Raw genomic sequence first — 25,893 nt, 5'->3', positions numbered from 1 at the left:
TGGGCCACCCGGATGGCCGATTCGCCTTAAGATGCTCGGCATGCCAATCGGCCTTGCCCGACAAGGAAGGCCAGCCATGAAAGGAGACGATTCGACGATGGGTGCCCTGAGCCATATCCGCGTGCTGGACCTCACCCGCGTGCTCGCAGGCCCGTGGTGCGCGCAGACGCTTGCCGATTTCGGCGCGGACGTGATCAAGGTCGAGCGCCCGGGCGCCGGCGACGACACGCGCCATTGGGGGCCGCCGTACCTGAAGGACGCGGACGGCGCGGATACCGCCGAAGCCGCGTACTACCTCGCGGCGAACCGCAACAAGCGCTCGGTGACGATCGACATCGCGACGCCCGAAGGCCAGCAGATCGTGCGTGAGCTCGCCGCGCAAAGCGACGTCGTGCTCGAGAACTACAAGGTCGGCCAGTTGAAGAAATACGGGCTCGACTACGAATCGCTGCGCGCGGTGAAGCCCGATCTCGTCTACTGCTCGGTCACCGGCTTCGGCCAGACGGGCCCGTATGCGCACCGCGCGGGCTACGACTTCATCGTGCAGGGCATCGGCGGCTTCATGAGCATCACCGGCGAGCGCGACGGCGAGCCGGGCGGCGGCCCGCAGAAGGCCGGCGTCGCGATCGCCGATCTCGCGACCGGCCTCTACTCGACGATCGCCGTGCTCGCCGCGCTCGCGCACCGCGACCGTACCGGCGAAGGCCAGTACATCGACATGGCGCTGCTCGACGTGCAGGTCGCGCTGCTCGCGAACATGAACACCAACTTCCTCGCGAGCGGCAAGCCGCCGGTGCGCTGGGGCAACGCGCATCCGAACATCGTGCCGTACCAGACGTTCCAGACGAGCGACGGGTGGATCATCGTCGCGGTCGGCAACGACGGGCAGTTCCGCAAGTTCGTCGAGGCCGGCGGCCGGCCCGAACTGGCCGACGACGAGCGCTTCGCGACGAACCCGTCGCGCGTGCGCCACCGCGACACGCTGGTGCCGATCCTCGCGGAGATGGTGAAGACGCGCGGCAAGGCCGACTGGATCGGCGTGCTCGAAGCGGCCGGCGTGCCGTGCGGCCCGATCAACGATCTCGACGAGGTGTTCGACAACGAGCAGGTCGTCGCGCGCGGAATGCAGGTGGCGTTGCCGCACCCGTGCGGCGCGGACGTGCAGCTCGTGCGCAATCCGATCCGGATGAGCGCGACGCCGCCCGACGCGCGCACGGCCCCACCGCTGCTCGGCGCGCAGACCGACGACGTGCTGCGCGACATGCTCGGTTACGACGACGCGCGGATCGCGGCGCTGAAGGCGAAGCAGGCAATCTGACGATCGGCCGCTTCAGGCGCTCGCGCGGCGGTGCCTACCGCGCGAGCGCGTCCAGCCAGCCGCGTGCGGCCGGCCAGTCGCCGAGCCCGCTGTCCGCGTTGATGTGGCCGCGCGGGCCGATGTCGTGGAAGGTGCTGCCCCATGCTTGCGCGCAGCCGCGCGCGAATGCGATCGAACCGTACGGATCGTCGCTGCTCGCGACCACGCAGGTCGGAAACGGCAGCCGCTCGTGCGGGACGGGCCCGAACCCGTGCGCGTCGGCCGGAAACGCCGGCCCGGCGGGATCGGGCAACGCGACGAGCAGCGCGCCGCGCACTTTCGCGAGCGCGGCCGGGCGCGCATAGCGCGTCGCCCACCATGCGGTGGTCAGCGTGCCGAGGCTGTGGCCGGCGATCAGCACGGGCCCGCGCGCGGCCTCGACCGCGCGGTCGAGCGCGAGACACCAGCCGTTGCGGAACGCGCGATCCCAGTCGGGCATCGCGACGCGCGAGAAGCGCGCATCGGCGCGCTCCCAGCGGCTCTGCCAGTGAAGCGGGCCCGAATTGGCGTAGCCCGGCAGGACGAAAACGAGGGGGGCGCTCATGGAAGGATGCGTCGACGAATGGTGTCGTTGTGGGATGTCGACGAAGTGTCGCACACCCTCCTCTCCCTGATGCTGCCTGTCAAAAACCGGAGGGTTGTGCGGCGGGTCGTGACGCGCTCAGGCGGGCGTCACGACCGTGCGGCGATCAGCGCACGCCGGCGCCGACCAGGCCGCCAGCCGCCGCGCCGGCCACCGTGCCGACCGGGCCACCCGTGATCAGGTAGCCGAGCGCGCCGCCCGCGGCCGCGCCGATACCGGCATTGCGTTGCGTATGCGTCATCGCGCATGCGCCGAGTTGCGACAGGGCCGCGACGATCACCGCGGTACGAACGAGAAAAGTGGTCTTCTTCATCATGGTTATTGGCTTCCTCCCGCCATGCGATGACGCGAATGGCGGCATTGAATCGGTAAAGCCATCATAGGAAAACTCGAACGGCGCGGGCAATCCGATTTACGTCGTGTTACAGCCGACACACTATCGAGATATTGCGGCACGCATCGCGAATGCATCGCTCCCGACCCGCAAGCCGCGCGGGACGGACCCCGGTCAGGTAGAATTACAGGATTAAACCGGCGCGACGCCGACACAACCTGACGCCAACCGCATGAGCACCGAACGCAACGACGCCCCCGCGGCTTCCAATTTCATCCGCAACATCATCGACGACGACAACCGCACCGGCAAATGGAGCGGCCGCGTCGAAACGCGCTTCCCGCCCGAGCCGAACGGTTATCTGCACATCGGCCACGCGAAGAGCATCTGCCTGAACTTCAGCGTCGCGCGCGACTACGGCGGCGTGTGCCACCTGCGCTTCGACGATACGAACCCGGAAAAGGAAAGCGTCGAGTACGTCGACTCGATCGTCGACGCGGTGCGCTGGCTCGGTTTCGACTGGCGCAAGGACGCAGTCGATCACCAGTATTTCGCGAGCGACTACTACGACAAGCTGTACGAATTCGCCGAGCTGCTGATCAAGCGCGGAAAGGCCTACGTCGACAGCCAGAGCGCGGATGAAATGCGCGCGAACCGCGGCTCGCTGACGGAAGGCGGCAAGCCGTCGCCGTTCCGCGAACGCACGCCCGACGAAAACCTCGACCTGTTCCGCCGCATGAAGGCCGGCGAGTTCAAGGAAGGCGAGCACGTGCTGCGCGCGAAGATCGACATGGCTTCGCCGAACATGAACATGCGCGACCCGGTGATCTACCGGATCCGCTACGCGCACCACTACCGCACCGGCGACGCATGGTGCGTGTATCCGATGTACGACTACACGCACTGCATCTCGGATGCGCTCGAAGGCATCACGCATTCGCTGTGCACGCTCGAGTTCGAGGATCACCGCCCGCTGTACGACTGGGTGCTGAACGAACTCGCGGAAGCCGGCATGTTCACGCGCCCGCTGCCGCAACAGATCGAATTCTCGCGGCTGAACCTCACGTACGCGATCACCAGCAAGCGCAAGCTGCTGCAGCTCGTGACCGAAGGCCACGTCGACGGCTGGGACGACCCGCGGATGCCGACGATCGTCGGCGTGCGCCGCCGCGGCTTCACGCCGGAGAGCATTCACCTGTTCTGCGAGCGGATCGGCGTGACGAAGATCGATTCGTGGATCGACATGAGCATCTTCGAAGGCGCGCTGCGCGACGACCTCGACGACAAGGCCGCGCGTACGGTCGCGGTGCTCGATCCGCTGAAGCTCGTGATCGACAACTATCCGGAAGACCTCGAGGAAGCATGCACGGCGCCCGTGCATCCGCACCATCCGGACCGCGGCGTGCGCACGTTCCCGATCTCGCGCGAGCTGTGGATCGAGCGCGAGGATTTCGTCGAGAACCCGCCGAAGGGCTATTTCCGCCTGTTCCCGGGCAACAAGGTGCGCCTGCGCTACGGCTACGTGATCGAATGCACGGGCTTCGACAAGGACGCCGACGGCAACGTGACGGCCGTGCACTGCAACTACTTCCCGGACAGCAAGTCGGGTACCGACGGCGCGAACACGTACAAGGTCAAGGGCAACATCCACTGGGTCAGCGCGAAGCATGCGCAGCCGGCCGAAGTGCGGATCTACGACCGCCTGTTCAAGGAGCCGCATCCGGACGCGGGCGGCGCGAACTTCCTCGAAGCGCTGAATCCCGATTCGAAGAAGATCGTGCAGGCTTATATCGAGCCGGGCAACGACGACATCGCGCCGGAAACGCGCCTGCAGTTCGAGCGGCACGGCTACTTCGTCGCCGATCGCGTCGATTCGAAGCCGGGCAAGCCCGTGTTCAACCGGATCGTCGGGCTGCGCGACAGCTGGGGCAAGCCGGCCTGACGGCCTGCTGCGCCGCGCGCGGTGCACGGCCCCAGGCCGACGTCGCGCAACCATAAAAAAACCGGCCCGAGGGCCGGTTTTTTGTTGCGTGGTTCGAAGCGAAGCCGCCGCGTTGACTCACTCGCCCGACAGCCGCCGATGCAGTTCCACCAGCGACAGCTTCGTGCGAAACAGCCGCGCGAGGCTGCGGCTCGCATACGCGTCGATGTCACCCGGCACGGTCCAGCGATACGCGTCCATCTCGGGAATCATCGAACCGTCGCGACGGCTCGGGAACATCGACGTGCACGTGCAGTGCGCGGGATCGATCTCGCCGTCCGCGACCTGCACCGCGAACAGGTGCAGGTCCTTGTCGTGCCGGTACGCGAAGCGGCCGAGATCGAGCAACCGGGCCGGCGCGAATTCGATGCCGGTTTCCTCGAGTAGCTCGCGCAGCGCGGCGTCGGCCGGCGACTCGCCCGGCTCGCCCTGCCCCTTCGGGATATCCCAGTGCGTGGTGTCCGTCGCGTGCGCGAGAAACACGCGGCCGGCCGCATCGAGGATCACGACGCCGCACGACACCGTGCGCGGCGCGCCGCCCCGCTTCATCACACGCGTGCTCAGTGCTTCTGCAGCTGCCACTTGCCCGCAGCCGTCTTGCAGTAGACGGGCTTGAGCGTCATCGCCTGGCCCTTCGCGGTGATGTCGGTGGTGATTTCACGGCAGGTCTTGCCGTCCGTCTCGGTCGTGGTCGGCGTGAGCTTCGCTTCGATCTGCGTGCGGCTGCCGCTGTTCTGCCAGGTCGTGGTTTCGCCGTCCTTGCCTTCGTCGCGCACCTTCGCGGCGGCCTTCGACAGCGACGCCGTGTCGGCCTTGCTGAAATAGCTGAGCGGCGTGTCGGTCAGGAAGTTCAGGTTGTTCTGCGCATGGGCGGGCAGCATCGCGGCTGCGCACGCGGCGCCGGCCAGCACACGCGTGACGACGGAAAGGGATGCACGCATCGACATGTTGTTCTCCTTGGATGTTCGATCGAACGGCGTGGCGCATGCCGGCGAACCGGCACGCGCCACGCCCGTCAGCGAGCGAGCATAGCATGCGTGCGGCAACGGATGCCTTCAGGGCTTGGCCGGCGCGGCCGTTTGCTGATATCCGTCAGTCAGCGTGCCGAGGAACGCGATCACGTCCTTGATCTCGGCCGCGTTCAGCGCCGGCTGCTCGCCGCGCTTGCGGTCGAACGGCGGCTCGCGGTTGATGTTCGGCCAGTAGCGCTTCGGCAGATCGTCGTAGATCTGTGCCTTGCCGTGCACGACCGGATAGAACTTCTCCGGATGAATGTCGCGCTCGACGTAGAAGCGCATCACGTCCTCGAGCGTGTGATACACGCCGTTGTGGAAGAACGTCTTGCGCAGCGTGACGTTACGCAGCGACGGCGTGCGGAACAGCCCGCAGAATTCGTCGCGGCCCTTCAGGTCGGTGCGCTCGGGGCCGCATGCACCGAGATCGTAAAAGCGCGGGTCGCGATTGACGGGCAACGCGCGGTTGCGCGGCACCGCGATCGCGATCAGCCCGAAATCGCTGAACTGCGGCGGCGTGCCGTCGAGCGCGCGCTGGCTGATGTGGCAGCTCGCGCAATTGCCCTTCTTCTCGTCGTTGAACAACTGCAGCCCGCGCAGTTCGGCCGGCGTGAGCTGCGCGTGACCGGCGAGATACGCGTCGTACTTGCTGGTGTACGGCGAGAACAGTTCGGGCGTCTGCTCGAACGTCTCGAGCGCACGCAGCACGGCCTTGAACGTGGCCGCGTCGTCGTCGAGCACCTTCACGCCGAACACCGCGCGGAACTCGTCCGCATACGGCGCGGCCTTCACGGCCTGCGCGACCTTCGCCGGAGAGCTGTTCATCTCGAACGGTGACGTGAGCGGAATGCGCGCCTGCTCGGCGCCCGTGTCGACGCGGCCGTCCCACGTGAGGCCGCCCGTCGGGCCGGCATCGACGCTCTCGTCGCCTTCGTCGTCGGAATCGTGGAAGTGCTCGGTGAACTGCGGCACGCCCTGCAGGTACTTGAGCGACGGTACCGCGCGAAAGCCCGCGCGCTTCATGTCGTCGCCGCCGAACTGCACAGCCAGCGCATTGGGCGGCCCGAACGCGTGATCGGGGCTGTGGCACGACGCGCACGCCAGCTTGCCGGAGCCTGACAGTGTAGGGTCGAAGAAAAGTTGCTTGCCGAGCGCCGTCATCCGGCGCACGCCTTCGTAAACTTGTGCACGCGTCTGCGGCTGGTTCGTCGCGACCACGGCGCCGCTCGCGGCAACCGTTGCGGACGCAACCAACTTCGCGATGCCCGGTGAACTCGCCGCGCTCGCGGCCTGTGCAGGCGGCGTGCCCGTACCCGGCTGTCCGTCACAGCCGGCAAGGGTTGCAAGCGTGGTGGCCAGCGCGAGCGCGCCGGTCAGATGCAGCCACGAACGCGCGAACGCGCCGGCTGTCGGTTGGCGAGGCTTCATCGATTCGTCGGAAAGTGGGTTCAGGAGCGGCCGGAGTTTATGTCAGCCGCATGACCGTTGCATGACGGCCAATCGACAGCTAATCGAAAGGACGCCTACACCCGGCTGTCAAATCGCGCCCTCAAAATGCTTACAGCCGGACATGCCACGGTCACCTTCGAGAACCGGCGGCGCACGGATGCTCCGGTTCCCCACGCGACAAGAGAGAGATGAGAGTACAACGCATGAAAAACCACGCCTGGATTCGCTTTACACCGATCGCCGTTGCCGCGGCCGTCGCCCTCAGCGCCTGCGGCGGCGACGACGTCCAGCAGCAAGGCCTGTCGACGGTGAAGAACGTCGTCGTGATCTATGCGGAAAACCGCAGCTTCGACAACCTGTACGGCAACTTCCCGGGCGCGAACGGCCTGCAGAACGTGACCGCGGCGAGCGCACAGCAGAAGGACCGCAACGGCCAGCCGCTCGCGACGCTGCCGAAGGTCTGGGGCGGCCTGACCGCGAAGGGCGTCACGCCGGCCGTGACCGAGGCGATGACGGCCAACCTGCCGAACGCGCCGTTCGCGATCGACGATCCGAGCGGCTTCAACACGCCGATGAGCGTGACGACGCGCGACCTGTATCACCGCTTCTACGAGAACCAGATGCAGATCAACGGCGGCAAGAACGACATGTTCGCCGCCTGGGCCGATTCCGGCGGCCTCGTGATGGGCCACTACACGCCCGACGCGACGAAGCTGCCGCTGTGGAAGATCGCGCAGCAGTTCACGCTGGCCGACAACTTCTTCATGGGTGCGTTCGGCGGCTCGTTCCTGAACCACCAGTACCTGATCTGCGCGTGCGCGCCGTTCTACGCGAACGCGGACAAGAGCCCGGCCGCCGGTTCGATCTCGGCCGTCGGCGCCGACGGCAAGTCGCTGCAGCTCGCGAGCAACTCGCCGGCTTCCGCGCTCGACGGGATTCCGAAGTTCGTGAACTCCGGCAACCTGACGCCGGACTTCTTCGCGATCAACACGATGCAGCCGCCGTACCAGCCGAGCGGCAACAAGGCCGCATCGGGCGGCGACCCGAACCTCGCCGATCCGTCCGCCGCGTCGACGCTGCCGCCGCAGACGCAGCAGAACATCGGCGACCTGCTGACGAACGCGGGCGTGTCGTGGGCATGGTACGGCGGCGCGTGGAACCAGGCGCTGCAAGCCGCGCAAAGCGGCACGGCCAACGTGATCTACGGCCCGAACATGACCGCGCCGAACTTCCAGCCGCACCACCAGCCGTTCAACTACTACGCGAACCAGGCACCGGGCAGCACGAGCCGCGCGCAGCACTTGCTCGACGGCGGCACCGACGGCAGCGAGTTCATCAAGGCGATCGACGCGGGCACGCTGCCGCAGGTCTCGTTCTACAAGCCGCAGGGCAACCTGAACGAACACGCGGGCTACACGGACGTCGCCAGCGGCGACCAGCACATCGCGAACCTGATCGCACACCTGCAGGCGAGCCCGCAGTGGAAGAACATGGTCGTGGTCGTCACGTACGACGAAAACGGCGGCTTCTGGGATCACGTGTCGCCGCCGAAGGGCGACCGCTGGGGCCCGGGCACGCGGATTCCGGCACTCATCGTGTCGCCGTTCTCGAAGAAGGGTTTCGTCGACCACACGCAGTACGACACGGCATCGATCCTGCGCTTCATCACGCGCCGCTTCTCGCTGCCGCGCCTCACGGGCCTGCAACAGCGCGACGACGCGCTGAAGGCCAACGGCGCGCAGCCGATGGGCGACCTGACGAACGCGCTCGCGCTGTCGCCAAACCTGTAACCACATCGCGACATCACGGCATCACGGCGAACGGGCCGGCATCGACGCCGGCCCGCACGAACGAAGGGCGGCCTCATGGCCGCCCTTTTTATTGGGGCGCGTCACCGTGCCCCTGCGTCACCAGCCGTACTTGAGCTCGACCCCAACATAGTCGGCGTTGTGCCCGCCCGCCTGCCGGATCGCGTCGCCGACCTGGAAATGCACGGCCTCGATCGCACCGATCAGGTTCGCCGCGATCGTCCAGTCCGCGCGCAACTGCACGTACATGCCCGTCCACAACCCGCCCTTGCCGGCCGTGCCCGGCACCACGGCGTTGCCCTGCTGGTAGACGGCGTCGCCGGTCGTCTCGCGCCACTGGAACCCGAGCGCGCCGAGCAGCGACAGGTTCGGCGACGGCTTCAGCGTCACGGACGGCTTCACGTGGATCAGGTTCGAGTACCCGGTGAAACCCGCGAGCGTGAAGTAATAGCCGTTCGGGAACAGCGGGTTGAAGGTTTCGACGCGGCCGTCGTGCGGATGCCGGTCGCCCGACGCCGCATCGACCTGCAGCGCGACGCGCGGCGACCACGGCGCATCGAGCCGGTAGCCGGCGATCGAGCCGACCGCCCACGCGCGGATCGTGCTGCTGCCGACCGTGCCCGTCTGCAGCATTGTTTCGAGATCCCAGTCGAAGCGGCCTTGCGTGCCCGTGTAGCGCAGGTCCCACACGTCGCGATGCTCGGCGCCGCTCGCGTCGAGAAAGCGCGCGTTGCTGCGGTTGTAGCGCGACCAGTAGCCCGACAGGTCGCCGGGCCCGACCGACTGACGCTCGAAGCGCACGCCGCTGAACGTGAGGTCGCGATTCGACACGTCGTCGAACGCGGACACGGTGCGATTCTGCACCGGCTGCGTCGCATAGCCGATGAAGCGCCACTTCTGGTATTCGTAGTCGGCCCATACCGCATCGAACGCCTGCCGCACGTTCGGGCCGTCGCGCGCGGCGATGAAGCGCTGCAAGTCGAACGCCATTTCCTGCCGGCCGACTCGGAACTTGAACGTGCCGCCGCCGAGTGCCCCCGTGTAGGTCGCGAACGCCTGCTCGAGATCGAGCGGGTTCTTGTCGACCGGCGTGATCGTGTTCTTGCCGAATGCGCGATCGTCCTGCAGTTGCACGAAGAACTGCCAGTGCTGGCCGAGATGCGCATCGGCGTGCACTTCGACGCGCTGGATCAGGTAGGTATCCGATTGCGCGGAGCCGATGCCGAACAGCGGCGCGTCGTTGGTCTCCAGGCGCTCGCGCAGGTTCACGCCGAGCGACAGATAGGAGGCCGGATCGTTGCCGAGCGGGATGTACTTCAGCCCGTCGAGCGGCGCGCGCGGCACACATGGATTCGCGAGCACCGACCAGTCTTCCTGCCACCTATTGAACAGCACGGTCGGCCGCTTGGCCGTGCAGGTCGTTGCGGGCGCGCTGTCGGCGGTGGCCGTCGTCGTGTCCGCGAACGCCGCATCGGCACCCGCGAGCAGCAGCCCCGCAACGACCGACGCGCGGGCGACCCGATCGAAGCGAATGTGTCGCGTCGTCGCGCCACCCTGCCCGCCCGTCGCAGCGATCCACTCATGACCGCGCGCGTCGATCCAGCCCGCTTGCCGCACGCGGGGACGACGCACGCTTCCACGCCGCGCGATCATGCATGCTCCTGTGCGGCCGTGCGCGCAGATGCTCCCGCGCAGGCCGCCAGCATCGCGAGCGCACCCGTCGGCACAAGCAGCGCCCAGAATCCGACATGGCGAAAACCCAGCGCGCCGCACGTCGCACCGAGCGCGAACGCGACGATCGCCGGCCACATCTTCGCGAAGCGCGCGCGTGCAGCGGCGCGCACGCTATCGGCCGTGCCGGCGGACAGCAGGTCGACGACGTCGAGGATCGCCTGCGTGACGTTGCCGGTCATCACCGTGTTCGGCACGCCGGCACGCGCGATCACGCGCGGATGCGCATTCTGCACGCCCATCGCGAACGTGCCGACGATGCCGGCCAGCAGCACCGGCAGGCTGTCGGATTGCGTGACGGGCGACGCCCACACGCCGGCCGCGCAAAAGCCGAGCAGCAGCACGGCCTGCACCGCGTGGAGCGCGCGTGCGCCCTGCCATGCGGGCCGCCCGGAAAACGCGCGGGCGATCAGGCTGCTCGCGACCACACCGCACACGAACGCGGGAAACACGCTCAGCTTCAGCAGGATGCCCTGCCCGAACCCCGCGACGCCCGCGCCGATCAGCACGAAGTTGCCGGTCACGTGCGCGGTGAACAGCCCGAACAGCGCGACGAAGCTCAGCGTGTCGACGAAGCCGGCCACCGCGGCAAGGATCGTGTCCTCGTGCTTCATCGAGCCGCGCCCGCGTGGATCTCGGCGACGTAGCCGCCCGGGAACTGGACCATCGCCGCGTCACGCCCGTCCGCCGTGTACGACGGCACGAGCACGGTCACGCCCGCGGCCTGCGCCTTCTTCAGCGTCGCGGCCAGGTCGGACACTTCATAGCCGGTCATCTCATGCCCGTACGGATAAGGCAGGTGGCCGTCGGTCACGAGCACGGTCATCTTGCCGAAGCCCGACGTGATGCGAATACGGCGATAGGTGTCGTTCGGCCGGCCGATCTCGATGCCCGGCGCCTTGAGGTTGTCGGACACCACCTTGCCGTTCGAGAACTTGACGAAATCATGGACGAACTTGCGCACGCTCTGCGGCGACACGTACACGCGATTCTCGGGAATCGTCTGCAGTGCGTCGTACTTCGGCGCCTGCGTATGCCAGTAGAGCTGCATCTTCACGCCGCCCGTCCAGGAGATCACCGCATCGCGGCCGATCGGGTCGGGGAACGTGTCGACGATCACATCGGCGCCGTGCTCGCGCGCCACCTTCATCGCCGCGTCCATGTCGGTGACGAGATAACCGGTGCGCTCCGCGCCGAACGGCCAGGGCACCGGCGTCTTGAAACCGAACACGGAGATCGTGCCGACCGGCGTGAACACGAGCTGCGACATCGTCTGGCTCGGGGTCGGCGTGACCTGGAACACGCCCTGCTTCGACTTGCTGCCGCCGAACGTCGCGACGAAGCTGTCGGTGAAGCGATCGAAATCCTCGGGTGCCACGTACACGTGCGTCGTGTCGTATTGCGGCCCGACGGCCAGCGTCGGCGTGGCCGCGGGCGGCACGGGCGGTTTCGCGAACGCGGCCGGCGCCGCGACGAGACCCGTGGCGATCGCCAGCGCGAGCAAGGCGGAACGAATCGTTTTCATGACAGGATTTCCTTGTTGTTTCATCGTCATCGAGTGGCATGGCCGTCGCCGGCCATGCGCTTCGCATCGTCGAGCACGGTCGCGAGCACGAGTGCGGCGATCAGCCCGAGATGCTCGAAAAAGCTGTTGAGCGCCATGAAGCGTCCGGCGCCCGTGTGGTTCCAGAAATCGTTCGCCACGATCATCGCGACGAACGTCAGCATGCCGAGGCTGCCGGCGCCGAGCCACGTGAAGCGGCGAAACACCACGCACAGCGAACCGCCGATCTCGACCGCGATCGCGAGCGCCGCCCACAGCGCGGCCGGATGCAGGCCGAAATGCGCCTGCTCGGCGACCGCGCCGTTGAAGTCGAGCGCCTTCGCAACGCCGCCTATCAGATAGGCGGACACCAGCGCGAGCCGCACGAGCGGCAGCACCCACGGCTGCGCCAACAGCGCATGGACCCACGCCGGGTTGTCGACGCCGCTTCGATTGGTCGAGCTGGCCATGTCAGACCGCCCAGCAAGAACAGCCGAACGCGCCCCAGAAGCCCTTTGCGTCCGACGTCGGCAAAGCGCTGCCCCACGCACCGGCATGCGCATGCTGGTGCACGTTGCACGCGTTCGCGCAACCGCACATCGCAGCGGCAGCGGCCGCGCGCTGCAGCGGTGCGCCGCTGCGCTGCGTCGCGCCCCAGCCGCCGTAGCCGCCGTACTCGCGCACGGGCGACCAGTCCGGCATCGCGGGCGGAATCGGCGCGTCGTGCGACACGAACGGGCCCGCGCCCCACACGATCCTGCCGCCGACCACCGTCAGCAGTGCGGTCGTATCCGCGATATCGTCCTCCGCACACGTGAAGAAATCGCGATCCGGGACCACAACGTCGGCGAGTTGCCCGACCGCGATGCGCCCTTTCTTGCCTTCCTCGTTCGAGAACCAGGTCACGTACTCGGTCCACATGCGCAGCGCGGTCTCGCGATCGAGCAGGTTGCGTTGCGGATACATCCGCAGGCCGCCAACCGTCTTGCCCGTCACGAGCCACGCGAGCGACACCCACGGGTTATACGACGCAACCCGCGTCGCGTCGGTGCCGGCCGAGACCTTGAGCCCCCTGTCGAGCATCTTCGCGACGGGCGGCGTCGCTTCGGCCGCCTGTGCGCCGTAGCGTTCGACGAAATATTCGCCCTGATAAGCCATCCGGTGCTGCACCGCGACGCCACCGCCCAGTGCCGCGATGCGGTCCATCGATTTTTCGGTAATGGTTTCCGCGTGATCGAAGAACCAGTTCAGCCCTTCGAGCGGAATGTCCTTGTTGACCTTTTCGAACACGTCGAGCGCGCGGCTGATGGTTTCGTCGTAGGTCGCATGCATGCGCCACGGCCAGCGGTTCTGCGCGAGCACGCGCACGACGCCTTCGAGATCGTCTTCCATCTGCGCCGGCAGATCCGGGCGTGCGACGCGGAAGTCCTCGAAATCGGCCGCCGAGAACACCAGCATTTCACCCGCACCGTTGTTGCGGAAGTAGTCGGTGCCGTCGTGATACTTCGTGCTCTTCGTCCAGTTCACGAAGTCTTCCTTCTCCGCGTTCGGCTTCTGCGTGAACAGGTTGTACGCGATCCGGATCGTCATCTCGCCCGCATCGTGCAGCTTGCGGATCACCTCGTAATCGTCGGGATAGTTCTGCGACCCGCCGCCCGCGTCGATCACGCCCGTCACGCCGAGACGGTTCAACTCGCGCATGAAGTGGCGCGTCGAGTTGTACTGGTATTCGAACGGCAGCTTCGGCCCTTTCGCGAGCGTCGCGTACAGGATCGTCGCGTTCGGGTTCGCGAGCAGCAGGCCGGTCGGGTTGCCCGCGGCGTCGCGCAGGATCGTGCCGCCCGGCGGCTCCGGCGTGTCCTTCGTATAGCCGACGACGCGCAGCGCCGCTGCATTCAGCAGTGCGCGGTCGTACAGGTGCAGGATGAACACGGGCGTATCGGGCGCGGCCGCGTTGAGTTCGTCGATCGTCGGCAGGCGCTTCTCGACGAATTGATGTTCGGTGAAGCCGCCGACCACGCGCACCCACTGCGGCGCGGGCGTGATCGCAACCTGCCGCTTCAGCATCTCCATCGCAACCGCGAGCGAAGGCACGCCGTCCCAGCGCAGCTCCATGTTGTAGTTCAGGCCACCGCGAATCACGTGCGTATGGTTGTCGATCAGGCCCGGCAGCATCGTGCGGCCGTCGAGGTCGACGACCTTCGTCGTGCGGCCGGCAAGCGGCATGACGTCCGCGTTGCCGCCGACCGCGACGAAGCGGCCGTCCTTGATCGCGACGGCGGTGGCGACCGGGTTCGCACGATCGAGCGTCGTAATGCGCCCGTTGTGCAGGATGAGATCGGGTTGAGTGTCGGTAACGCTCATCAATGTGTCCTCGATGCAATCAGAAACCGAGCCAGTGACGGACCGGTGCGATGGCCGCAACGCCGATCAACATGCCGGCCAGCCCGACCAGTGCAATCAGCGGCGGTGCGGGCGAGCGCACCTTGATCACGCTGTACACGACGCCGACCAGCACGCCGGCGCCCAATGAAACGACATACGATTCCATACGCTCCCTCCCGACTGGATTAGAATGACCCGCGTTGCCGCCCGCCTGGGCGCCGCGCGCCGGCGGTGCGATCCGCTGCCGCCGAATCCGCTTTGCTTCACTGCCACGCTTCCCAGCCATGCAACATCTTCCCGATCTCGAAGCCTGGGCCATCTTCGCGCGCGTTGCGGAGACCGGTTCGTTCGCCAAGGCCGCCGACCTGCTCGGCATATCGCAACCGACGGTGTCGAAAGCGATCGCGCGCCTCGAAAAACGCCTGGGCTCGATGCTGCTGTACCGCACGTCACGCAAGCTGTCGCTCACACCGACCGGCGAACTGCTGCGCGATCGTGCGATCCGGCTGCTCGCCGACGCCGAACTGATCGAAGGCGAAGCGTCCGCGCATGCGCTCGAACCGCATGGCCTGCTGCGCGTGAACGCGCCGATGTCCTACGGCCTGTGCAATCTCGCGCCGCTGTTGCCCGCGTTTCTCGAGCGCTACCCGCGCGTCGACGTCGACCTCGTGCTCACCGACAACTTCGTCGACATCGTGTCCGGCGGCTTCGACGTCGCGATCCGGATCGCGGAACTGAACGATTCGTCGCTGCGTGCGCGCCGCCTGTGCGCGGTGCGCCGGCCGCTCGTCGCGTCGCCCGCGTATCTCGACCGGCGCGGCCGGCCGACCCATCCGAGCGAACTCGACCAGCACGTGTGCCTGACCTACACGAACATCCCGACACCCGAATACTGGCGTTTTCGCCACACGACGTCGGGCGAGGAATTCGGCGTGCCCGTGCGCGGACGCATCCGTGCCAACAATGCCGACGTTCTGTGTCCCGCGCTGATTGCCGGCCACGGTCTGGCGTTGCAGCCGGCGTTCCTGGTGTGGAATGAGTTGCAAAGCGGCGCGCTCGAGGAAGTGATGCATGACTGGAAGATTCCCGATATCAACGTCAACCTCGTCACGCCGCCCGGCATGCTGCGTGCGGCGCGTGTGACGGCCTTGCTCGACTTTCTCGTCGAGCACCTGACACACGCGCCGTGGGCACTGCCGCCCGTTTGAACGGGCGGCCGCATGCGGCCTGTTACTTCGCCGGCACGGCCGCGATCGACTCGTGCGGCGTCGCGGTGCGCTGCGCTGCCTTGTGGACCATCGTGTACGCGTAGTCGACACCCATCCCGTACGCGCCCGAGTGCTCCTTCGCGATCGCCATCACGGCGTTGTAGGTGTCGCGGCGTGCCCAGTCGCGCTGCCACTCGAGTGCAACCTGCTGCCAGGTAACGGGCACGACGCCGGCCTGGATCATCCGTTGCATCGCGAAGTCGTGCGCGTCCTTCGACGTGCCGCCCGACGCATCGGCCACCATGTAGATCTCGTAGTCGCCTTCGAGCATCGCGCAGAGCGCGAACGTCGTATTGCAGACTTCGGTCCACAGGCCCGACACGATCACCTTCTTGCGGCCGTTCGCGGCCAGCGCATCGCGCACCTTCTGGTCGTCCCACGAGTTCATCGACGTGCGTTCGAGCGTCTTCTGGTTCGGGAATACGTCGAGCAGTTCGGGATACGTGTAACCCGAGAAGCTTTCGGATTCCACCGTCGTGATCGTGGTCGGAATGTTGAATGCCTTCGCGGCCTTCGCAAGCCCGACGACGTTGTTCTTCAGCGTCTGGCGATCGATCGACTGCACGCCGAATGCCATCTGCGGCTGCTGGTCGATGAAGATCAACTGGCTGTTCTGGGGGGTGAGGACTTCAAGCTTGGGGTTGCTCATGGCGCGAATCATCCTATGGACAGGAAACGTTTAAGGCTTGCCTCGTGCCGAAAGTACGAGGAGCCGGCTGTGCGTTGCCCCGGATTTGCGTCTTCCGGTTGCAGCCATTTAATCGGAAAAGTCGCGGCTCGAACATCCAAGAAACGGAATCGATCGAATTCCGAAAGAGGGGTCTCTTCAAGGGCTATCCGCCCTTTTGTTCCGCACGTAAACCCGATACGCTTCCAGCACATTGAAGGCGCGCCCTTCGCCCCCGACCAGCCTAACACGAGAGGTTTTCATCATGAAACCGTATTTGCTGTCGCTGCTCGCCGGCATCCTCGCCGGCGTCATCTACGGTGCGCTCGGCGTGAATTCGCCGGCGCCGCCGATCATCGCGCTCATCGGCCTGCTCGGCATGCTGGCCGGCGAACAGATCCTGCCGCTCGCGCGCCGGATGCTGTCCGGGTACCGGCTGAATACCGCGTGGCGCGACGCGCAGTGCAGCCAGCACATGTTCGGCACGCTGCCGGGCGGCGCCGCGAACGACCGCAAGCCGTCGTGATGCAAGGCTCATGACCAACGTCGAACTGTTTCATTACCTGCTGCTGTTGATCTGCGGCGCGGGCGCGCTCACGTGGCTCGCCGAACGGATCTCGATTCCGCCGGCCGTCGTGCTGCTGCTCGGCGGCTGCGTGGTCGCGGTCGCCGGCAAGCGCGTGCCCGACATGGACCCGGCGCTGCTGCTCGCGGCCGTGCTGCCGCCGCTGCTGATGTCGAGCGGGTTCTACACCGCGTGGAAGGAATTCCGGCAGGAGCTCGCCTCGATCGCGTCGCTCGCGCTCGGCGCGGTGGCGTTCACGACCGTCGCGGTGGCGCTGGCCGTGCATGCCGCGAACCCGGCGCTGCCGTGGGCCGCGTGTTTCACGCTCGGCGCGATCGTGTCGCCGCCCGACGCGGTCGCCGCGAAGGCGATCCTGCAGCGCCACCCGCTGCCCGCGCGGCTCGTCGCGGTGCTCGAAGGCGAAAGCCTCGTCAACGATGCGTCGGGCCTGCTGCTGTACCAGATGGCCGTATCGGCCGCACTCGCCGCGTCGATCACGGCCGCGAGCGCCACCGGCCTGTTCTTCTCGCTGACGCTGATCGGCATCGCGGTCGGCCTCGTGTGTGGCCATGCGATGTGCTGGGTGCTGCCGCGCCTGCGCGACCCGATGCTCGGCATCGTCGTGACCTTCCTGATGGCATGGGGCAGCTACGGCGTCGCGGAAGCCGTCGACGGCTCGGGCGTGCTGTCGGTGGTGACCTGCGGCCTCGTGCTCGGCGTGCGCCAGCATCGCGTGTTCGACGCCGACATGCGGATCAAGGCGAAAGCGACGTGGGAAGCGATCGTGTTCCTGCTCGACGCGCTCGTGTTCATCCTGATCGGGCTCGCACTGCACGCGATCCTCGCGGGCGTGAACCACGAAGGCGCGGTGCTGATGGCCGGCCTGCGCGTCGCGCTGCCCGCCACCGCCGCCGCGATCGCCGCGCGCGTCGTGTGGGTGTTCGTCGCGATGTGGCTGCCGGGCCGCCTGCGCGCGCCCCGCGCGGGCCATCCGCCGTGGTCGTGGCGCGAGGCCATCGTGCTCGGCTGGTCGGGCATGCGCGGCGTCGTGAGCCTCGCGGCCGCAATCGCGTTGCCGGGCAACTTCCCCGGTCGCGACCTGATCCTGTTCAGCACGTTCCTGCTGATCATCGCGACGCTGGTCGTGCAGGGTGGCACGCTTGCGCCGCTGATCCGCGTGCTGAAGCTGCGGCCGGCCGCGCGGCATACAATGTCCGAGCATGCGGTGCGCGCGCAGACGTTCGGCGCGGCGCTCGCCGAACTCGACGCGCTCGAGAAGCGCGGATCGAACCTCGAACGTGCATCGCTCGACCGCCTGCTCGCCGAATACCGGAGCCGCGTCACGTTCAACGAACGTGCGCACCGGCAAGGCGCCGAACCGGCCGGCGTGCGCGCGCGGATGCTGCGCGTCGAACTCGAACTCGTCGGCGTGTCGCGCCAGGCGCTGCTCGACCTGCATCGCGACGGCAAGGTCGACGATGCCGTGCTGCACCGGATCGAATCGGAGCTCGATTTCGAGGAACTGCGGCTGCAGCGGCTGCTCGAACCTTAACGCCCGGCCATGCCGCCGGTACTCCCCCTTCCCCACCTGGAACTGCAATGAGCGAACTGTCCGTCGAAGCGAGCATCGGCTCCGTCGATTACCTCGTCCACTTCAGCGATGGCGTCCACCAGTGGCGCGCCGACGAACCGGCGCCGCTCGGCGGCGGCGATGCGGCACCGACCCCGGTCGCGCTGCTGCTGTCGAGCCTCGGCGCCTGCACCGCGATCACGCTGAAGATGTATGCGCAACGCAAGGGCTGGCCGCTCGCCGAAGTGCACGTGAAGCTCGCGCACGAATCGGGCAACGCGGGCAGCACGATCGTGCGCCGCATCACGCTCGACGGCGACCTGTCCGGCGAACAGCGCGAGCGCCTGCTGCAGATCGCGAACGCGTGCCCGGTGCACAAGATCCTCACGCATCCGATCACGATCGATACCGCGATCGCCTGACGCACCCGCATCGACCACGAGATTCTCACCATGTCCGCATCGATCAAGACCCTGCTCACGCCGCGCGAAAGCGACATCGGCAACCTCGTCGTGCGCCGCGTGCTGCCCGCGCGCGCCGCGCGGCTCGTCGGCCCGTTCATCTTCTTCGACGAGATGGGGCCCGCGGTATTGCCGGCCGGGCGCGGCATCGACGTGCTGCCGCATCCGCACATCGGGCTCGCGACCGTCACCTACCTGTTCGACGGTTCGCTGATGCATCACGACAGCCTCGGCTTCCGGCAGAAGATCGTGCCCGGCGACGTGAACTGGATGACGGCCGGACGCGGCATCGTTCATTCGGAGCGCTCGCCCGACGAGGACCGGCCGCACGAACAGCCCGTCCACGGCATCCAGACCTGGGTTGCGCTGCCGGTCGAGCACGAGGACACCGCGCCCGCGTTCGTCCATCATCCGGCCGACACGCTGCCGTCGTTCACGCGTGACGGCACAAGCGTGCGCGTGATTGCAGGCAGCGCGTTCGGGCTCACGTCGCCGGTCGAGGTGTTCTCGCCGACGCTCTATGCGTATGCGGAATTCGCGGCGGGCGGGCGACTCGCGCTCGATGCGGAGCACGACGAGCGCGGCGTGTATCTCGTCGACGGCGACCTCGCGATCGACGGCACGCCGCTCGCTCCCGCGACGATGGCCGTGCTCGAACCGGGCGCAACCGTGGCGCTCGCCAGCACGAACGGCGCGCGCGTGATGCTGCTCGGCGGCGCACACCTGCCGGGCGAGCGTTTCATCGAATGGAATTTCGTGTCGAGCGAGCGCGCGAAGATCGAAGCGGCCCGCGCCGCGTGGGCCGCGCAGACGTTCGGCAAGGTGCCGGGCGAAGAAGACACGTGGACGCGCCAGCCGGAACGCAAGGCGCACTAAGCGGTTTCGCTCACGAGCCAACGACGGCCGGCACGCATGCCGGCCGTCTTGCGTTTACCGCTTCAATCCCATCAGTTTCGCCAGCGTCGGCCAGCGATCGAGCGACTCGACGAACGCGCGGCGCGCCTGCTCGTCGACATAACGTTCGGGGTCGAGCGCCGGCAGATGCCGCGCGAGACCGAGCACGTCGTTCGGCTGCGACAGGCGATCGTCGTCGCTTTCGCCGGGAAGGATTACTGTTCGTCGATCCATACGCCATCCGGAGTTTTCACCGCGTAACCCGCGGCCGTCTGCATCGTCACCGTGCCCTCGTTCTCGCCCACCATCCGCGTGCGCGGCAGGTCGGCCGCGTATTGCGCGAGCGTCGTGCCCGGCTTGAACGGGCTGTTCGACACGAGGTTCGACAGCAATTGCGCGAGCGCGAGGAAGCTGGCCGGCTGCTCGATCACGGTCGTCGCGCCGTGATTGCCGTCGAAGCCGACGAGCCGCACGCCAACCGGCCCGTGCACGATGCGCGGCGTCGGAATTTCGCGCAGGCCCGCGACCTGATTCTTGTCGCCGCGCAGCGCGGCGCCGTGCTCGGGCACGAACACGATCACCGCGCGGCGGCCCGATTGCGCGATCAGGTCGGCGAGACGATCGAAGTCGCTCATCAGCTTCGTCGCACGCTGCGGATACGAGTCGATGCTGGTCAGCGAACTGCCGACCACGCGGTTGCCGTCGTGCAGGCTGATCGTGTTGTAGTACAGCGCGACCGGCCCCGGCACCGCCGCGCGCTGCGCATACCAGTTCGCGAGCGTCGTGTAGTCGTCCTTGATCGGCGAGCCGTCGAACGCATGCATCGCGACGGGCGCGGCCGCGTTCGAGATCATCGGCGCGTCGGCCACGCCGATGTTGTCGTGAACCACCTGCAGGAAGTTGTCGAAGTGGCCGTCGTGGTTCAACAGCGACTGCACCGTGTAACCGGCGCCCGCGAGTTGCCCGAACAGCTGGCACTGCTGCGGCGCGGGCTTGTACAGGTCCTCGTGCGCCTCCTGCCCGCAGCTCGCGCGCAGCACGCGGATCGCCGCCGGACCGCTGTAGCTCGCGGCCGTGCTGAAGTTCGTGAACAGGTAGTCGAAGTGGCTCAGCATCGGGTGATTGCGCACCTTCGCCGCATCGAGGTCATCCCACGACAGCGAGCAGATGTGCAGCACGATCACGTCGAACTGCGCGGCCGGATCGTTGCCGAGATGGCCGAACGCGACCTGCCGCTGCGACTCCTGCGCGCGGAACGTCGCGAGCGCGGCGTTGTGATCCTCGGGCTGGTCGGCGCGCCCCATCGTTGTCGTGTCCGTCACGTTCGCCTGCTGCGGGAGCGGTGCGACGACGCGCGCCATCAGCCCGCTGCCGGCCTGCCACAGCGGCATCACGATCAGCACGGCCAGCACGAACGTCGCGACGCGCAGCCAGCGATTGACGACGAAATAGACGATCAGCGCGCCGGCCACCGTCAGCAGCAGCACGGGCGGCAGCAGGCGCGGCAGCAGCTCCATCCAGTAGTCGAACCGGAACGTGCTCATTTCGCGCGCGGCCTCGGCGAGACGGGCGAGCGGCGGCGCATGCAGCTCGTGCGCGAGCAGCGGCACCGCGATCGCGATCGCCGCAACTTGCCGCACGATGCGCCACACACGATGCCGGATCGGCGCGCTCGCCGCGAGCGCCACCGCAAACGCGAGGTTCGCGAGCCACAACGGCTGCAGGTGCCCGGTCGCGAACAGCGCGAACTTCAGGATGAAATACAGATTCCAGAACGTCATCTAACCCACTCCATGATGAGCGCCGCGTCAGTCGCGCGCCCGATCGAGTTTCGGCGCCAGCATGGCCTGCAAGCCGCGCGCCGCACCCTTCCACATCCGTACATAACCGTCCACGCCGACGCGCAGCACTTCCTTCAGCCCGCCGAGCGGCGTGTCGATACGCTGGCCTTCGTGCCAGTCGAGCCACGCATCCGCACGACCGAACGTGCATTGCACGAGCTGGCGCTCCTGTTCGAGCGTCAGCTCCTCGAAGCTCAGGCCGACGTGGGTCGGCGTCACGCGGCTCACGCGCACCGGGAACGGGAACGGCCGGTCGCCGCGCGTCACGCACACCGTCAGCGTGTCGCCGACGGCGAGCGGCAGCCCCGGCACGGCCTCGAGGCCGAGGCCGCCGGTCGAGTAGTCGCTCGTGAAGCATGCGGCAGTCGTTCCGTCGGCGAGCAGCAGCATGGCCGGCACGCGCATCGCGATCCGGTGCGTGACGCGCACCTGCTTGGTCTCGCGCGCAACCGCCAGCGCCGCGCCGAGCATCGCGAGGTTGTACACGGTCCAGCCGAGCGTGATCAGGATCGTCGACGCCTCGTCGCCCTGGTCGGCCACGAGCCGCCACAACCCGGCCGCGATCGCGAGCACGTTCAGCCCGAACAGCACGAGGTACGGCTTCGACGTCGACCAGTCGACGTACCCTTCGTCGATCTTGCCGCCCTTGTCGGTCACGTTGAACTTGCCATGCTTCGGGCTGAAGAACGCGACGGTGGTCGGCAGCGCGATATACCACGCGAGCACCGATTCGTAGACCTCGGCCCAGAACGAGTGGCGGTAGCGCCCCTGCATCCGCGAGTTCGCGACGTTCGCGAGCACGAGATACGGGATCACGTAGCTCGCGAGCGCGAGCGACGACGCGTTGATGAAGTACAGGTGGAAGAACAGGTACGCGAGCGGGATCGTCAGGAACACCAGCCGCGGAATCCCGTAGAAGAAGTGCAGCATCGCGTTGCCGTAGCAGATCCGCTGGATCAGGCCGAGCCCGCGCCCGAGGAACGGGTTGTCGATGCGGAAGATCTGCGCCATCCCGCGCGCCCAGCGCGTGCGCTGCTTCACGTGGCCCGCGAGGCTTTCGGTCGCGAGGCCGGCCGCCTGCACGGTCGGCAGGTACGCCGACGTATAACCGCGCCGGTGCAGCTTGAGCGCCGTGTGCGCGTCCTCGGTCACCGTCTCGACCGCGACGCCGCCGACCTCCTCCAGCGCGCTGCGCTTGAGCACCGCGCACGATCCGCAGAAGAACGTCGCGTTCCACAGGTCGTTGCCCGACTGCACGAGCCCGTAGAACAGGTTGCCCTCGTTCGGGATCTCGCGGAACGTGCCGAGGTTGCGCTCGAACGGATCGGGCGAGAAGAAATGGTGCGGCGTCTGCACGAGCGCGCACTTCGGGTCGCGCTGGAACACGCCCATCGTCGTCTGCAGGAACGAGCGCGTCGGCACGTGATCGCAGTCGAAGATCGCGATGTATTCGCCGTGCGTCTTCGGCAGCGCGCGGTTGATGTTGCCGGCCTTCGCGTGGAGGTTGTCGTCGCGCGTCAGGTAGTCGATGCCGGCCTCGGCCGCGAACGCCGCGAACTCGGGGCGCCGGCCGTCGTCGAGCAGGTACACGCGCAGCTTCGCCGTCGGCCAGTCGATGCTCTGCGCGGCGAATACCGTCGGCTTCACGACCGACAGCGGCTCGTTGTAGGTCGGGATATAGATGTCGACGGTCGGCCAGGTGTCGGGATCGTCGGACAGCGGCACGATCGGCCGGTCGAGCGGCCACGCGGTCTGCACGAAGCCGAGCAGCAGGATCATCCACGTGTAGGCTTCCGCGCCGTACAGCAGGTAACCGGCGATCGCCTCGACCGGGCCGCGGAAGTCGAGCGTCTGCGTCGTGCGCCACCACACGTAGCGCACCGTCGCGAGCAGCGCGAGCGACGCGAGCGCGAGCGTCGGCAGATGGCCCGGCAGGCGGCGCAGCGCGAGCGCCAGCACCGCGACGATCGCGAAGAACGCGAACTGCGCGCCGGGCATCAGCGGCGACATGCCGGCCGCGGCCCACAGCAGCGCGCCGACCACCAGCAGCAGCGGCGCGAGCCAGCGACGCCGGCCGACGCCGTTCGCGCGCGCATCGAGCCAGCCGCCCCAGCGCACCCACGGCAGGCGTTCGAGCAACGCGTCGACGCGCCGGCCGACCGCGCGCCCGGCCACGTAGACGGGCACGACGAATTTGTCGAACCACGCGAGCGGATCGCGCGCGGGCCGGCCGTCGGCCGCGCGCGGCGCGCGCACGATCGAGCGCCACAGCCATTCGCGCACACTGAGCGGCTGCAGCACGCCCCACTCGTGCGCGAGCCGCAGGAACGCGACGCGCACCCAGCGGCGCACATGATCGGGGCGGCCCGTCGGCGGCACGTGGAAAAACAGCCGCACGAGCCAATCGATCCGCGTACGTTCCGTCGGCAGCCCGATGCCGCGCGCGAACCAGTCGACCGCACAGCGGCCGAACGCGCGCAGCCGCGGCACGCGCGCGGCCTTCATCGCACCGCTCCGCTGCGACCGGCCGCACCGGCGGCCAGCCACGTATCGACCCAGTTCGCGATGCCGTTCAGGTCGTGCGACGCCTGCGAATACGGCGCGTCGTCGAAGATCCAGCTGCCGCGCGCGAGCGCTTCGGGCACGGCCGCATCGACGTGGATCCGCTGGTCGAGCATCGAGCCCGGCCCCGCGACCGCGCGCAGCATCGCGAGCGCATCGCGCTGCATGTCGCGCGCCGGATTCAGCCGGTTCACGACGATCTGCAGATCGCCGCCGCCGGCCCGGAGCGCGCCGAGCCGCGCGGCGGTCGTCGCGCAGGCGGTCGGTTCGGGCGGCACGACGACGAGCGTCAGGTCCGCGCGGCGAATCGCCTGCTCGGCCTGCGGCGACGGATAACGCGCGGTATCGACCAGCACGACGCCGTCGGCCGGCAACCCGATCTCGTCGAGTGCACGCGACAGCCACGCACGGTCGGCCACGAGCCGCGCATCGCACGCGGCGGCGCCGGCCGCGTCGACCTGCCCGTACGGCACGAACAGCACGCCGTCGGCATTGCGCCACGTATGGGCGTGCCACGGCTCGGCGCCGCCGAGCACGCTGTGCGCGAGGCCGTGCTCGGCCAGCGTGTCGAGGCCGAGCGTCGCGCCCATCAGGTTCTGCGCATCGAATTCGACGGCGACGACCGGCCGGCCGCGGCGCGCGAGCAGCACCGCGAGCGCGGCCGCGAGCGTCGTGCGGCCCGCGCCGCCCGTCGTCGACGTAATGGCGATCGTCTTCATCGGGACGCCTCGTCGCCGCGCTCGGCGCCGGGCAGCAACCGCCCGCGCAACGCGACCGGCACCAGTTCGCACGGCACCGCGTCGCGCCGGTCGATCCCGCGCGGCGCATGAAAGCCGCGGCCGATGCCGAGGTGCTGCGCGACGATCCAGACGGGCACCGCGATCACGGTGCCGACGATGAAACCGATGACGAGTTCGGCGATCATGCGCCCTCCGGATTGCGCAGCGGCATCGCGCTGCGAATGGCACCGCGCGCACGCGCGGCGGGATTGACGGGATACGGGGCCGGTGCGTCGGCGGCCAGGTGCGCGAGCGCCGGCATCGCACCGATCGCCTCGAGCGAGACGATGGCATCGATTGCATCGACCGCATCGCTCACCTCACGCGCGTCCGGCAACGCCGCGCCGGAATCGGCGCGCGCGGCCGACGTGCGCGCCGCACCGGCCGGCTGCGTGGCCGAGAACAGGTCGCTGTAGTCGGCGATCGGCGCGCGCCGGTTCTCGGCCTTCAGCGCATCGAGCTCCGTGTCGATGCTGCCCTGCCCGAGGCATACGACGCGGTCGGACAGCGCGTCGACCGGCGCATCGAAGATCCGCGCAAGCGCGTCGTCGGCATCGACCGGCTCGCATGCGAACAGGAACACGTACAGGTGCCCGGCATCGGCCGTCACGACGTCGCCCGCGCGGCGCGGCCGGCAATGCCGCAGCGCGTCGACATGCGACACGCCCGGCAGCAGCGTGATCTTCGCGAGCGTGTGCGGCAGCGCGAGCACGGCGCCGCGATCGAGCACCGCGCGAATCCGCAGGCAGAACGCGCCGACCGGCAGATAACCGAGCACCGAATCGCCGAGCGCGGCCGCGAGCGCCCCCCGATAGTCGGCCGCGACGGGCCGCGCATAAAGCTGGCCGCGCAGCGCGTGCACGGCCGCCTGCATCCGCGACACCGGCAGGTCGCGCGCGACGACGCGGTTCGCGCCGACGCTCAGCACGAGCATCTCGAACTGCTGACGCAGCACCTCGCCGCGCTCGACGACCGCGATCTTCAGCGCGCCGCCGCACTGCCGGCGCAGCGCGTGCACGTCGGCGCACAACGCTTCAAGCTGCGCATGCGAGCGGAACACGAGCACCGCGGTCGCGGCCTGGGCTTGCGCGCAGGCCGCGAC

General features: G+C 68.0%; 26 protein-coding genes. 8 read left to right on the top strand and 18 right to left on the bottom strand.

The window, feature by feature from the left end:
- Positions 1-97: 97 nt before the first annotated feature.
- Complete coding sequence (locus ACTRWB_RS36430) at positions 98-1,318, top strand: CaiB/BaiF CoA transferase family protein (RefSeq protein WP_129514332.1); 1,221 nt, start codon at positions 98-100, stop codon at positions 1,316-1,318.
- A gap of 34 nt (positions 1,319-1,352) precedes the next feature.
- Here ACTRWB_RS36430 and ACTRWB_RS36425 read toward each other — a convergent pair whose 3' ends face one another.
- Positions 1,353-1,901, bottom strand: a complete 549-nt coding sequence (locus ACTRWB_RS36425) for an RBBP9/YdeN family alpha/beta hydrolase (protein ID WP_412022008.1) — start codon at positions 1,899-1,901, stop codon at positions 1,353-1,355.
- A 145-nt stretch (positions 1,902-2,046) separates the two neighbouring features.
- Positions 2,047-2,256 carry an ornithine acetyltransferase gene (locus ACTRWB_RS36420; protein WP_006497729.1) on the bottom strand — a complete coding sequence of 70 codons (210 nt, stop codon included), beginning with the start codon at positions 2,254-2,256 and terminating at the stop codon, positions 2,047-2,049.
- Positions 2,257-2,506: 250 nt separating this feature from the next.
- Between ACTRWB_RS36420 and ACTRWB_RS36415 the strand changes: the two genes are divergently transcribed.
- Positions 2,507-4,216, top strand: a complete 1,710-nt coding sequence (locus tag ACTRWB_RS36415; RefSeq protein WP_129514330.1) for a glutamine--tRNA ligase/YqeY domain fusion protein — start codon at positions 2,507-2,509, stop codon at positions 4,214-4,216.
- Between the two features lie 117 nt (positions 4,217-4,333).
- Here ACTRWB_RS36415 and ACTRWB_RS36410 read toward each other — a convergent pair whose 3' ends face one another.
- The 3 genes from ACTRWB_RS36410 to ACTRWB_RS36400 form a co-directional block, all read right to left on the bottom strand.
- Complete coding sequence (locus ACTRWB_RS36410; RefSeq protein ID WP_193099464.1) at positions 4,334-4,804, bottom strand: NUDIX hydrolase; 471 nt, start codon at positions 4,802-4,804, stop codon at positions 4,334-4,336.
- 11 nt (positions 4,805-4,815) lie between these two features.
- The gene (locus ACTRWB_RS36405) at positions 4,816-5,202 is read right to left on the bottom strand and encodes an RT0821/Lpp0805 family surface protein (protein ID WP_129514329.1); all 387 of its coding nucleotides are present in this window, start codon (positions 5,200-5,202) and stop codon (positions 4,816-4,818) included.
- Positions 5,203-5,310: 108 nt separating this feature from the next.
- Entirely contained in the window at positions 5,311-6,696 is a 1,386-nt protein-coding gene (locus tag ACTRWB_RS36400; RefSeq protein WP_446904759.1) for a cytochrome-c peroxidase, read from the bottom strand.
- 209 nt (positions 6,697-6,905) lie between these two features.
- On the opposite strand from ACTRWB_RS36400, the gene ACTRWB_RS36395 reads away from it, so the two are divergent.
- Positions 6,906-8,507, top strand: coding sequence for an acid phosphatase (locus ACTRWB_RS36395; protein WP_446904758.1), 1,602 nt, complete (start codon positions 6,906-6,908; stop codon positions 8,505-8,507).
- A 117-nt stretch (positions 8,508-8,624) separates the two neighbouring features.
- Here ACTRWB_RS36395 and ACTRWB_RS36390 read toward each other — a convergent pair whose 3' ends face one another.
- The 6 genes from ACTRWB_RS36390 to ACTRWB_RS36365 all read right to left on the bottom strand — a co-directional run bounded on the left by ACTRWB_RS36390 (position 8,625) and on the right by ACTRWB_RS36365 (position 14,350).
- Positions 8,625-10,058 (bottom strand): alginate export family protein, encoded by a 1,434-nt coding sequence (locus tag ACTRWB_RS36390; protein ID WP_446904788.1) that lies wholly within the window; start codon positions 10,056-10,058, stop codon positions 8,625-8,627.
- Between the two features lie 116 nt (positions 10,059-10,174).
- Positions 10,175-10,870, bottom strand: a complete 696-nt coding sequence (locus ACTRWB_RS36385) for a YoaK family protein (RefSeq protein WP_412022013.1) — start codon at positions 10,868-10,870, stop codon at positions 10,175-10,177.
- Positions 10,867-11,781 (bottom strand): glyoxalase, encoded by a 915-nt coding sequence (locus ACTRWB_RS36380; RefSeq protein ID WP_446904757.1) that lies wholly within the window; start codon positions 11,779-11,781, stop codon positions 10,867-10,869. Before ACTRWB_RS36380 ends, ACTRWB_RS36385 begins: the two co-directional genes overlap by 4 nt.
- Before the next feature lie 26 nt (positions 11,782-11,807).
- Entirely contained in the window at positions 11,808-12,269 is a 462-nt protein-coding gene (locus ACTRWB_RS36375) for a DoxX family protein (RefSeq protein ID WP_446904756.1), read from the bottom strand.
- 1 nt (position 12,270) lies between these two features.
- Entirely contained in the window at positions 12,271-14,163 is a 1,893-nt protein-coding gene (locus ACTRWB_RS36370; protein ID WP_446904755.1) for an amidohydrolase, read from the bottom strand.
- A 19-nt stretch (positions 14,164-14,182) separates the two neighbouring features.
- The gene (locus ACTRWB_RS36365; protein ID WP_446904754.1) at positions 14,183-14,350 is read right to left on the bottom strand and encodes a DUF1427 family protein; all 168 of its coding nucleotides are present in this window, start codon (positions 14,348-14,350) and stop codon (positions 14,183-14,185) included.
- A 118-nt stretch (positions 14,351-14,468) separates the two neighbouring features.
- Between ACTRWB_RS36365 and ACTRWB_RS36360 the strand changes: the two genes are divergently transcribed.
- Positions 14,469-15,392 carry a LysR family transcriptional regulator gene (locus ACTRWB_RS36360; protein WP_412022018.1) on the top strand — a complete coding sequence of 308 codons (924 nt, stop codon included), beginning with the start codon at positions 14,469-14,471 and terminating at the stop codon, positions 15,390-15,392.
- 22 nt (positions 15,393-15,414) lie between these two features.
- Here the strand turns inward: ACTRWB_RS36360 and ACTRWB_RS36355 are convergent, their stop codons facing one another.
- Positions 15,415-16,101, bottom strand: coding sequence for a hydrolase (locus ACTRWB_RS36355; RefSeq protein WP_412022019.1), 687 nt, complete (start codon positions 16,099-16,101; stop codon positions 15,415-15,417).
- Positions 16,102-16,384: 283 nt separating this feature from the next.
- On the opposite strand from ACTRWB_RS36355, the gene ACTRWB_RS36350 reads away from it, so the two are divergent.
- Genes ACTRWB_RS36350 through ACTRWB_RS36335 form a run of 4 tightly spaced genes read left to right on the top strand, consistent with a single transcriptional unit; the run spans position 16,385 to position 19,591 of the window.
- Positions 16,385-16,645 (top strand): XapX domain-containing protein, encoded by a 261-nt coding sequence (locus tag ACTRWB_RS36350; protein WP_129514320.1) that lies wholly within the window; start codon positions 16,385-16,387, stop codon positions 16,643-16,645.
- A gap of 10 nt (positions 16,646-16,655) precedes the next feature.
- Positions 16,656-18,236, top strand: a complete 1,581-nt coding sequence (locus ACTRWB_RS36345; RefSeq protein WP_446904753.1) for a cation:proton antiporter — start codon at positions 16,656-16,658, stop codon at positions 18,234-18,236.
- Positions 18,237-18,283: 47 nt separating this feature from the next.
- Complete coding sequence (locus ACTRWB_RS36340) at positions 18,284-18,676, top strand: OsmC family protein (RefSeq protein WP_048244193.1); 393 nt, start codon at positions 18,284-18,286, stop codon at positions 18,674-18,676.
- Between the two features lie 30 nt (positions 18,677-18,706).
- Complete coding sequence (locus ACTRWB_RS36335) at positions 18,707-19,591, top strand: pirin family protein (protein ID WP_446904752.1); 885 nt, start codon at positions 18,707-18,709, stop codon at positions 19,589-19,591.
- A gap of 54 nt (positions 19,592-19,645) precedes the next feature.
- Here the strand turns inward: ACTRWB_RS36335 and ACTRWB_RS36330 are convergent, their stop codons facing one another.
- The 6 genes from ACTRWB_RS36330 to bcsE form a co-directional block, all read right to left on the bottom strand.
- On the bottom strand, positions 19,646-19,843 hold the full coding sequence (locus ACTRWB_RS36330; protein WP_048244197.1) for a hypothetical protein: 198 nt from the start codon (positions 19,841-19,843) through the stop codon (positions 19,646-19,648).
- A complete protein-coding gene (gene bcsG, locus ACTRWB_RS36325; protein ID WP_446904751.1) occupies positions 19,825-21,390 on the bottom strand; it encodes a cellulose biosynthesis protein BcsG in 1,566 nt (521 codons plus the stop codon). The genes ACTRWB_RS36330 and bcsG overlap by 19 nt, the downstream gene beginning before the upstream one ends.
- A gap of 27 nt (positions 21,391-21,417) precedes the next feature.
- Positions 21,418-23,955 carry a UDP-forming cellulose synthase catalytic subunit gene (gene bcsA / locus ACTRWB_RS36320; protein WP_446904750.1) on the bottom strand — a complete coding sequence of 846 codons (2,538 nt, stop codon included), beginning with the start codon at positions 23,953-23,955 and terminating at the stop codon, positions 21,418-21,420.
- Positions 23,952-24,731, bottom strand: coding sequence for a cellulose biosynthesis protein BcsQ (gene bcsQ / locus ACTRWB_RS36315; RefSeq protein WP_446904749.1), 780 nt, complete (start codon positions 24,729-24,731; stop codon positions 23,952-23,954). The genes bcsA and bcsQ overlap by 4 nt, the downstream gene beginning before the upstream one ends.
- Positions 24,728-24,937 carry a hypothetical protein gene (locus tag ACTRWB_RS36310; RefSeq protein WP_446904748.1) on the bottom strand — a complete coding sequence of 70 codons (210 nt, stop codon included), beginning with the start codon at positions 24,935-24,937 and terminating at the stop codon, positions 24,728-24,730. Before ACTRWB_RS36310 ends, bcsQ begins: the two co-directional genes overlap by 4 nt.
- Positions 24,934-25,893, bottom strand: a 960-nt coding sequence (bcsE, locus tag ACTRWB_RS36305) for a cellulose biosynthesis protein BcsE (protein WP_446904747.1), incomplete at its 5' end; no start/stop codon positions are given. The genes bcsE and ACTRWB_RS36310, both read right to left, overlap by 4 nt.

It is taken from the genome of Burkholderia sp. YIM B11467, assembly GCF_052952715.1.
The sequence above is the reverse complement of the archived record's forward strand: the minus strand, read 5'-3'. Positions and strand labels throughout refer to the sequence as shown.

Bases quoted from the DNA above. Each gene is read 5' to 3' on its own strand.
- ACTRWB_RS36430 (WP_129514332.1), top strand. From the start codon at position 98: ATGGGTGCCCTGAGCCATATCCGCGTGCTGGACCTCACCCGCGTGCTC.
- ACTRWB_RS36425 (WP_412022008.1), bottom strand. From the start codon at position 1,901: ATGAGCGCCCCCCTCGTTTTCGTCCTGCCGGGCTACGCCAATTCGGGC.
- ACTRWB_RS36420 (WP_006497729.1), bottom strand. From the start codon at position 2,256: ATGATGAAGAAGACCACTTTTCTCGTTCGTACCGCGGTGATCGTCGCG.
- ACTRWB_RS36415 (WP_129514330.1), top strand. From the start codon at position 2,507: ATGAGCACCGAACGCAACGACGCCCCCGCGGCTTCCAATTTCATCCGC.
- ACTRWB_RS36410 (WP_193099464.1), bottom strand. From the start codon at position 4,804: ATGAAGCGGGGCGGCGCGCCGCGCACGGTGTCGTGCGGCGTCGTGATC.
- ACTRWB_RS36405 (WP_129514329.1), bottom strand. From the start codon at position 5,202: ATGTCGATGCGTGCATCCCTTTCCGTCGTCACGCGTGTGCTGGCCGGC.
- ACTRWB_RS36400 (WP_446904759.1), bottom strand. From the start codon at position 6,696: ATGAAGCCTCGCCAACCGACAGCCGGCGCGTTCGCGCGTTCGTGGCTG.
- ACTRWB_RS36395 (WP_446904758.1), top strand. From the start codon at position 6,906: ATGAGAGTACAACGCATGAAAAACCACGCCTGGATTCGCTTTACACCG.
- ACTRWB_RS36385 (WP_412022013.1), bottom strand. From the start codon at position 10,870: ATGAAGCACGAGGACACGATCCTTGCCGCGGTGGCCGGCTTCGTCGAC.
- ACTRWB_RS36380 (WP_446904757.1), bottom strand. From the start codon at position 11,781: ATGAAAACGATTCGTTCCGCCTTGCTCGCGCTGGCGATCGCCACGGGT.
- ACTRWB_RS36375 (WP_446904756.1), bottom strand. From the start codon at position 12,269: ATGGCCAGCTCGACCAATCGAAGCGGCGTCGACAACCCGGCGTGGGTC.
- ACTRWB_RS36370 (WP_446904755.1), bottom strand. From the start codon at position 14,163: ATGAGCGTTACCGACACTCAACCCGATCTCATCCTGCACAACGGGCGC.
- ACTRWB_RS36365 (WP_446904754.1), bottom strand. From the start codon at position 14,350: ATGGAATCGTATGTCGTTTCATTGGGCGCCGGCGTGCTGGTCGGCGTC.
- ACTRWB_RS36360 (WP_412022018.1), top strand. From the start codon at position 14,469: ATGCAACATCTTCCCGATCTCGAAGCCTGGGCCATCTTCGCGCGCGTT.
- ACTRWB_RS36355 (WP_412022019.1), bottom strand. From the start codon at position 16,101: ATGAGCAACCCCAAGCTTGAAGTCCTCACCCCCCAGAACAGCCAGTTG.
- ACTRWB_RS36350 (WP_129514320.1), top strand. From the start codon at position 16,385: ATGAAACCGTATTTGCTGTCGCTGCTCGCCGGCATCCTCGCCGGCGTC.
- ACTRWB_RS36345 (WP_446904753.1), top strand. From the start codon at position 16,656: ATGACCAACGTCGAACTGTTTCATTACCTGCTGCTGTTGATCTGCGGC.
- ACTRWB_RS36340 (WP_048244193.1), top strand. From the start codon at position 18,284: ATGAGCGAACTGTCCGTCGAAGCGAGCATCGGCTCCGTCGATTACCTC.
- ACTRWB_RS36335 (WP_446904752.1), top strand. From the start codon at position 18,707: ATGTCCGCATCGATCAAGACCCTGCTCACGCCGCGCGAAAGCGACATC.
- ACTRWB_RS36330 (WP_048244197.1), bottom strand. From the start codon at position 19,843: ATGGATCGACGAACAGTAATCCTTCCCGGCGAAAGCGACGACGATCGC.
- bcsG (WP_446904751.1), bottom strand. From the start codon at position 21,390: ATGACGTTCTGGAATCTGTATTTCATCCTGAAGTTCGCGCTGTTCGCG.
- bcsA (WP_446904750.1), bottom strand. From the start codon at position 23,955: ATGAAGGCCGCGCGCGTGCCGCGGCTGCGCGCGTTCGGCCGCTGTGCG.
- bcsQ (WP_446904749.1), bottom strand. From the start codon at position 24,731: ATGAAGACGATCGCCATTACGTCGACGACGGGCGGCGCGGGCCGCACG.
- ACTRWB_RS36310 (WP_446904748.1), bottom strand. From the start codon at position 24,937: ATGATCGCCGAACTCGTCATCGGTTTCATCGTCGGCACCGTGATCGCG.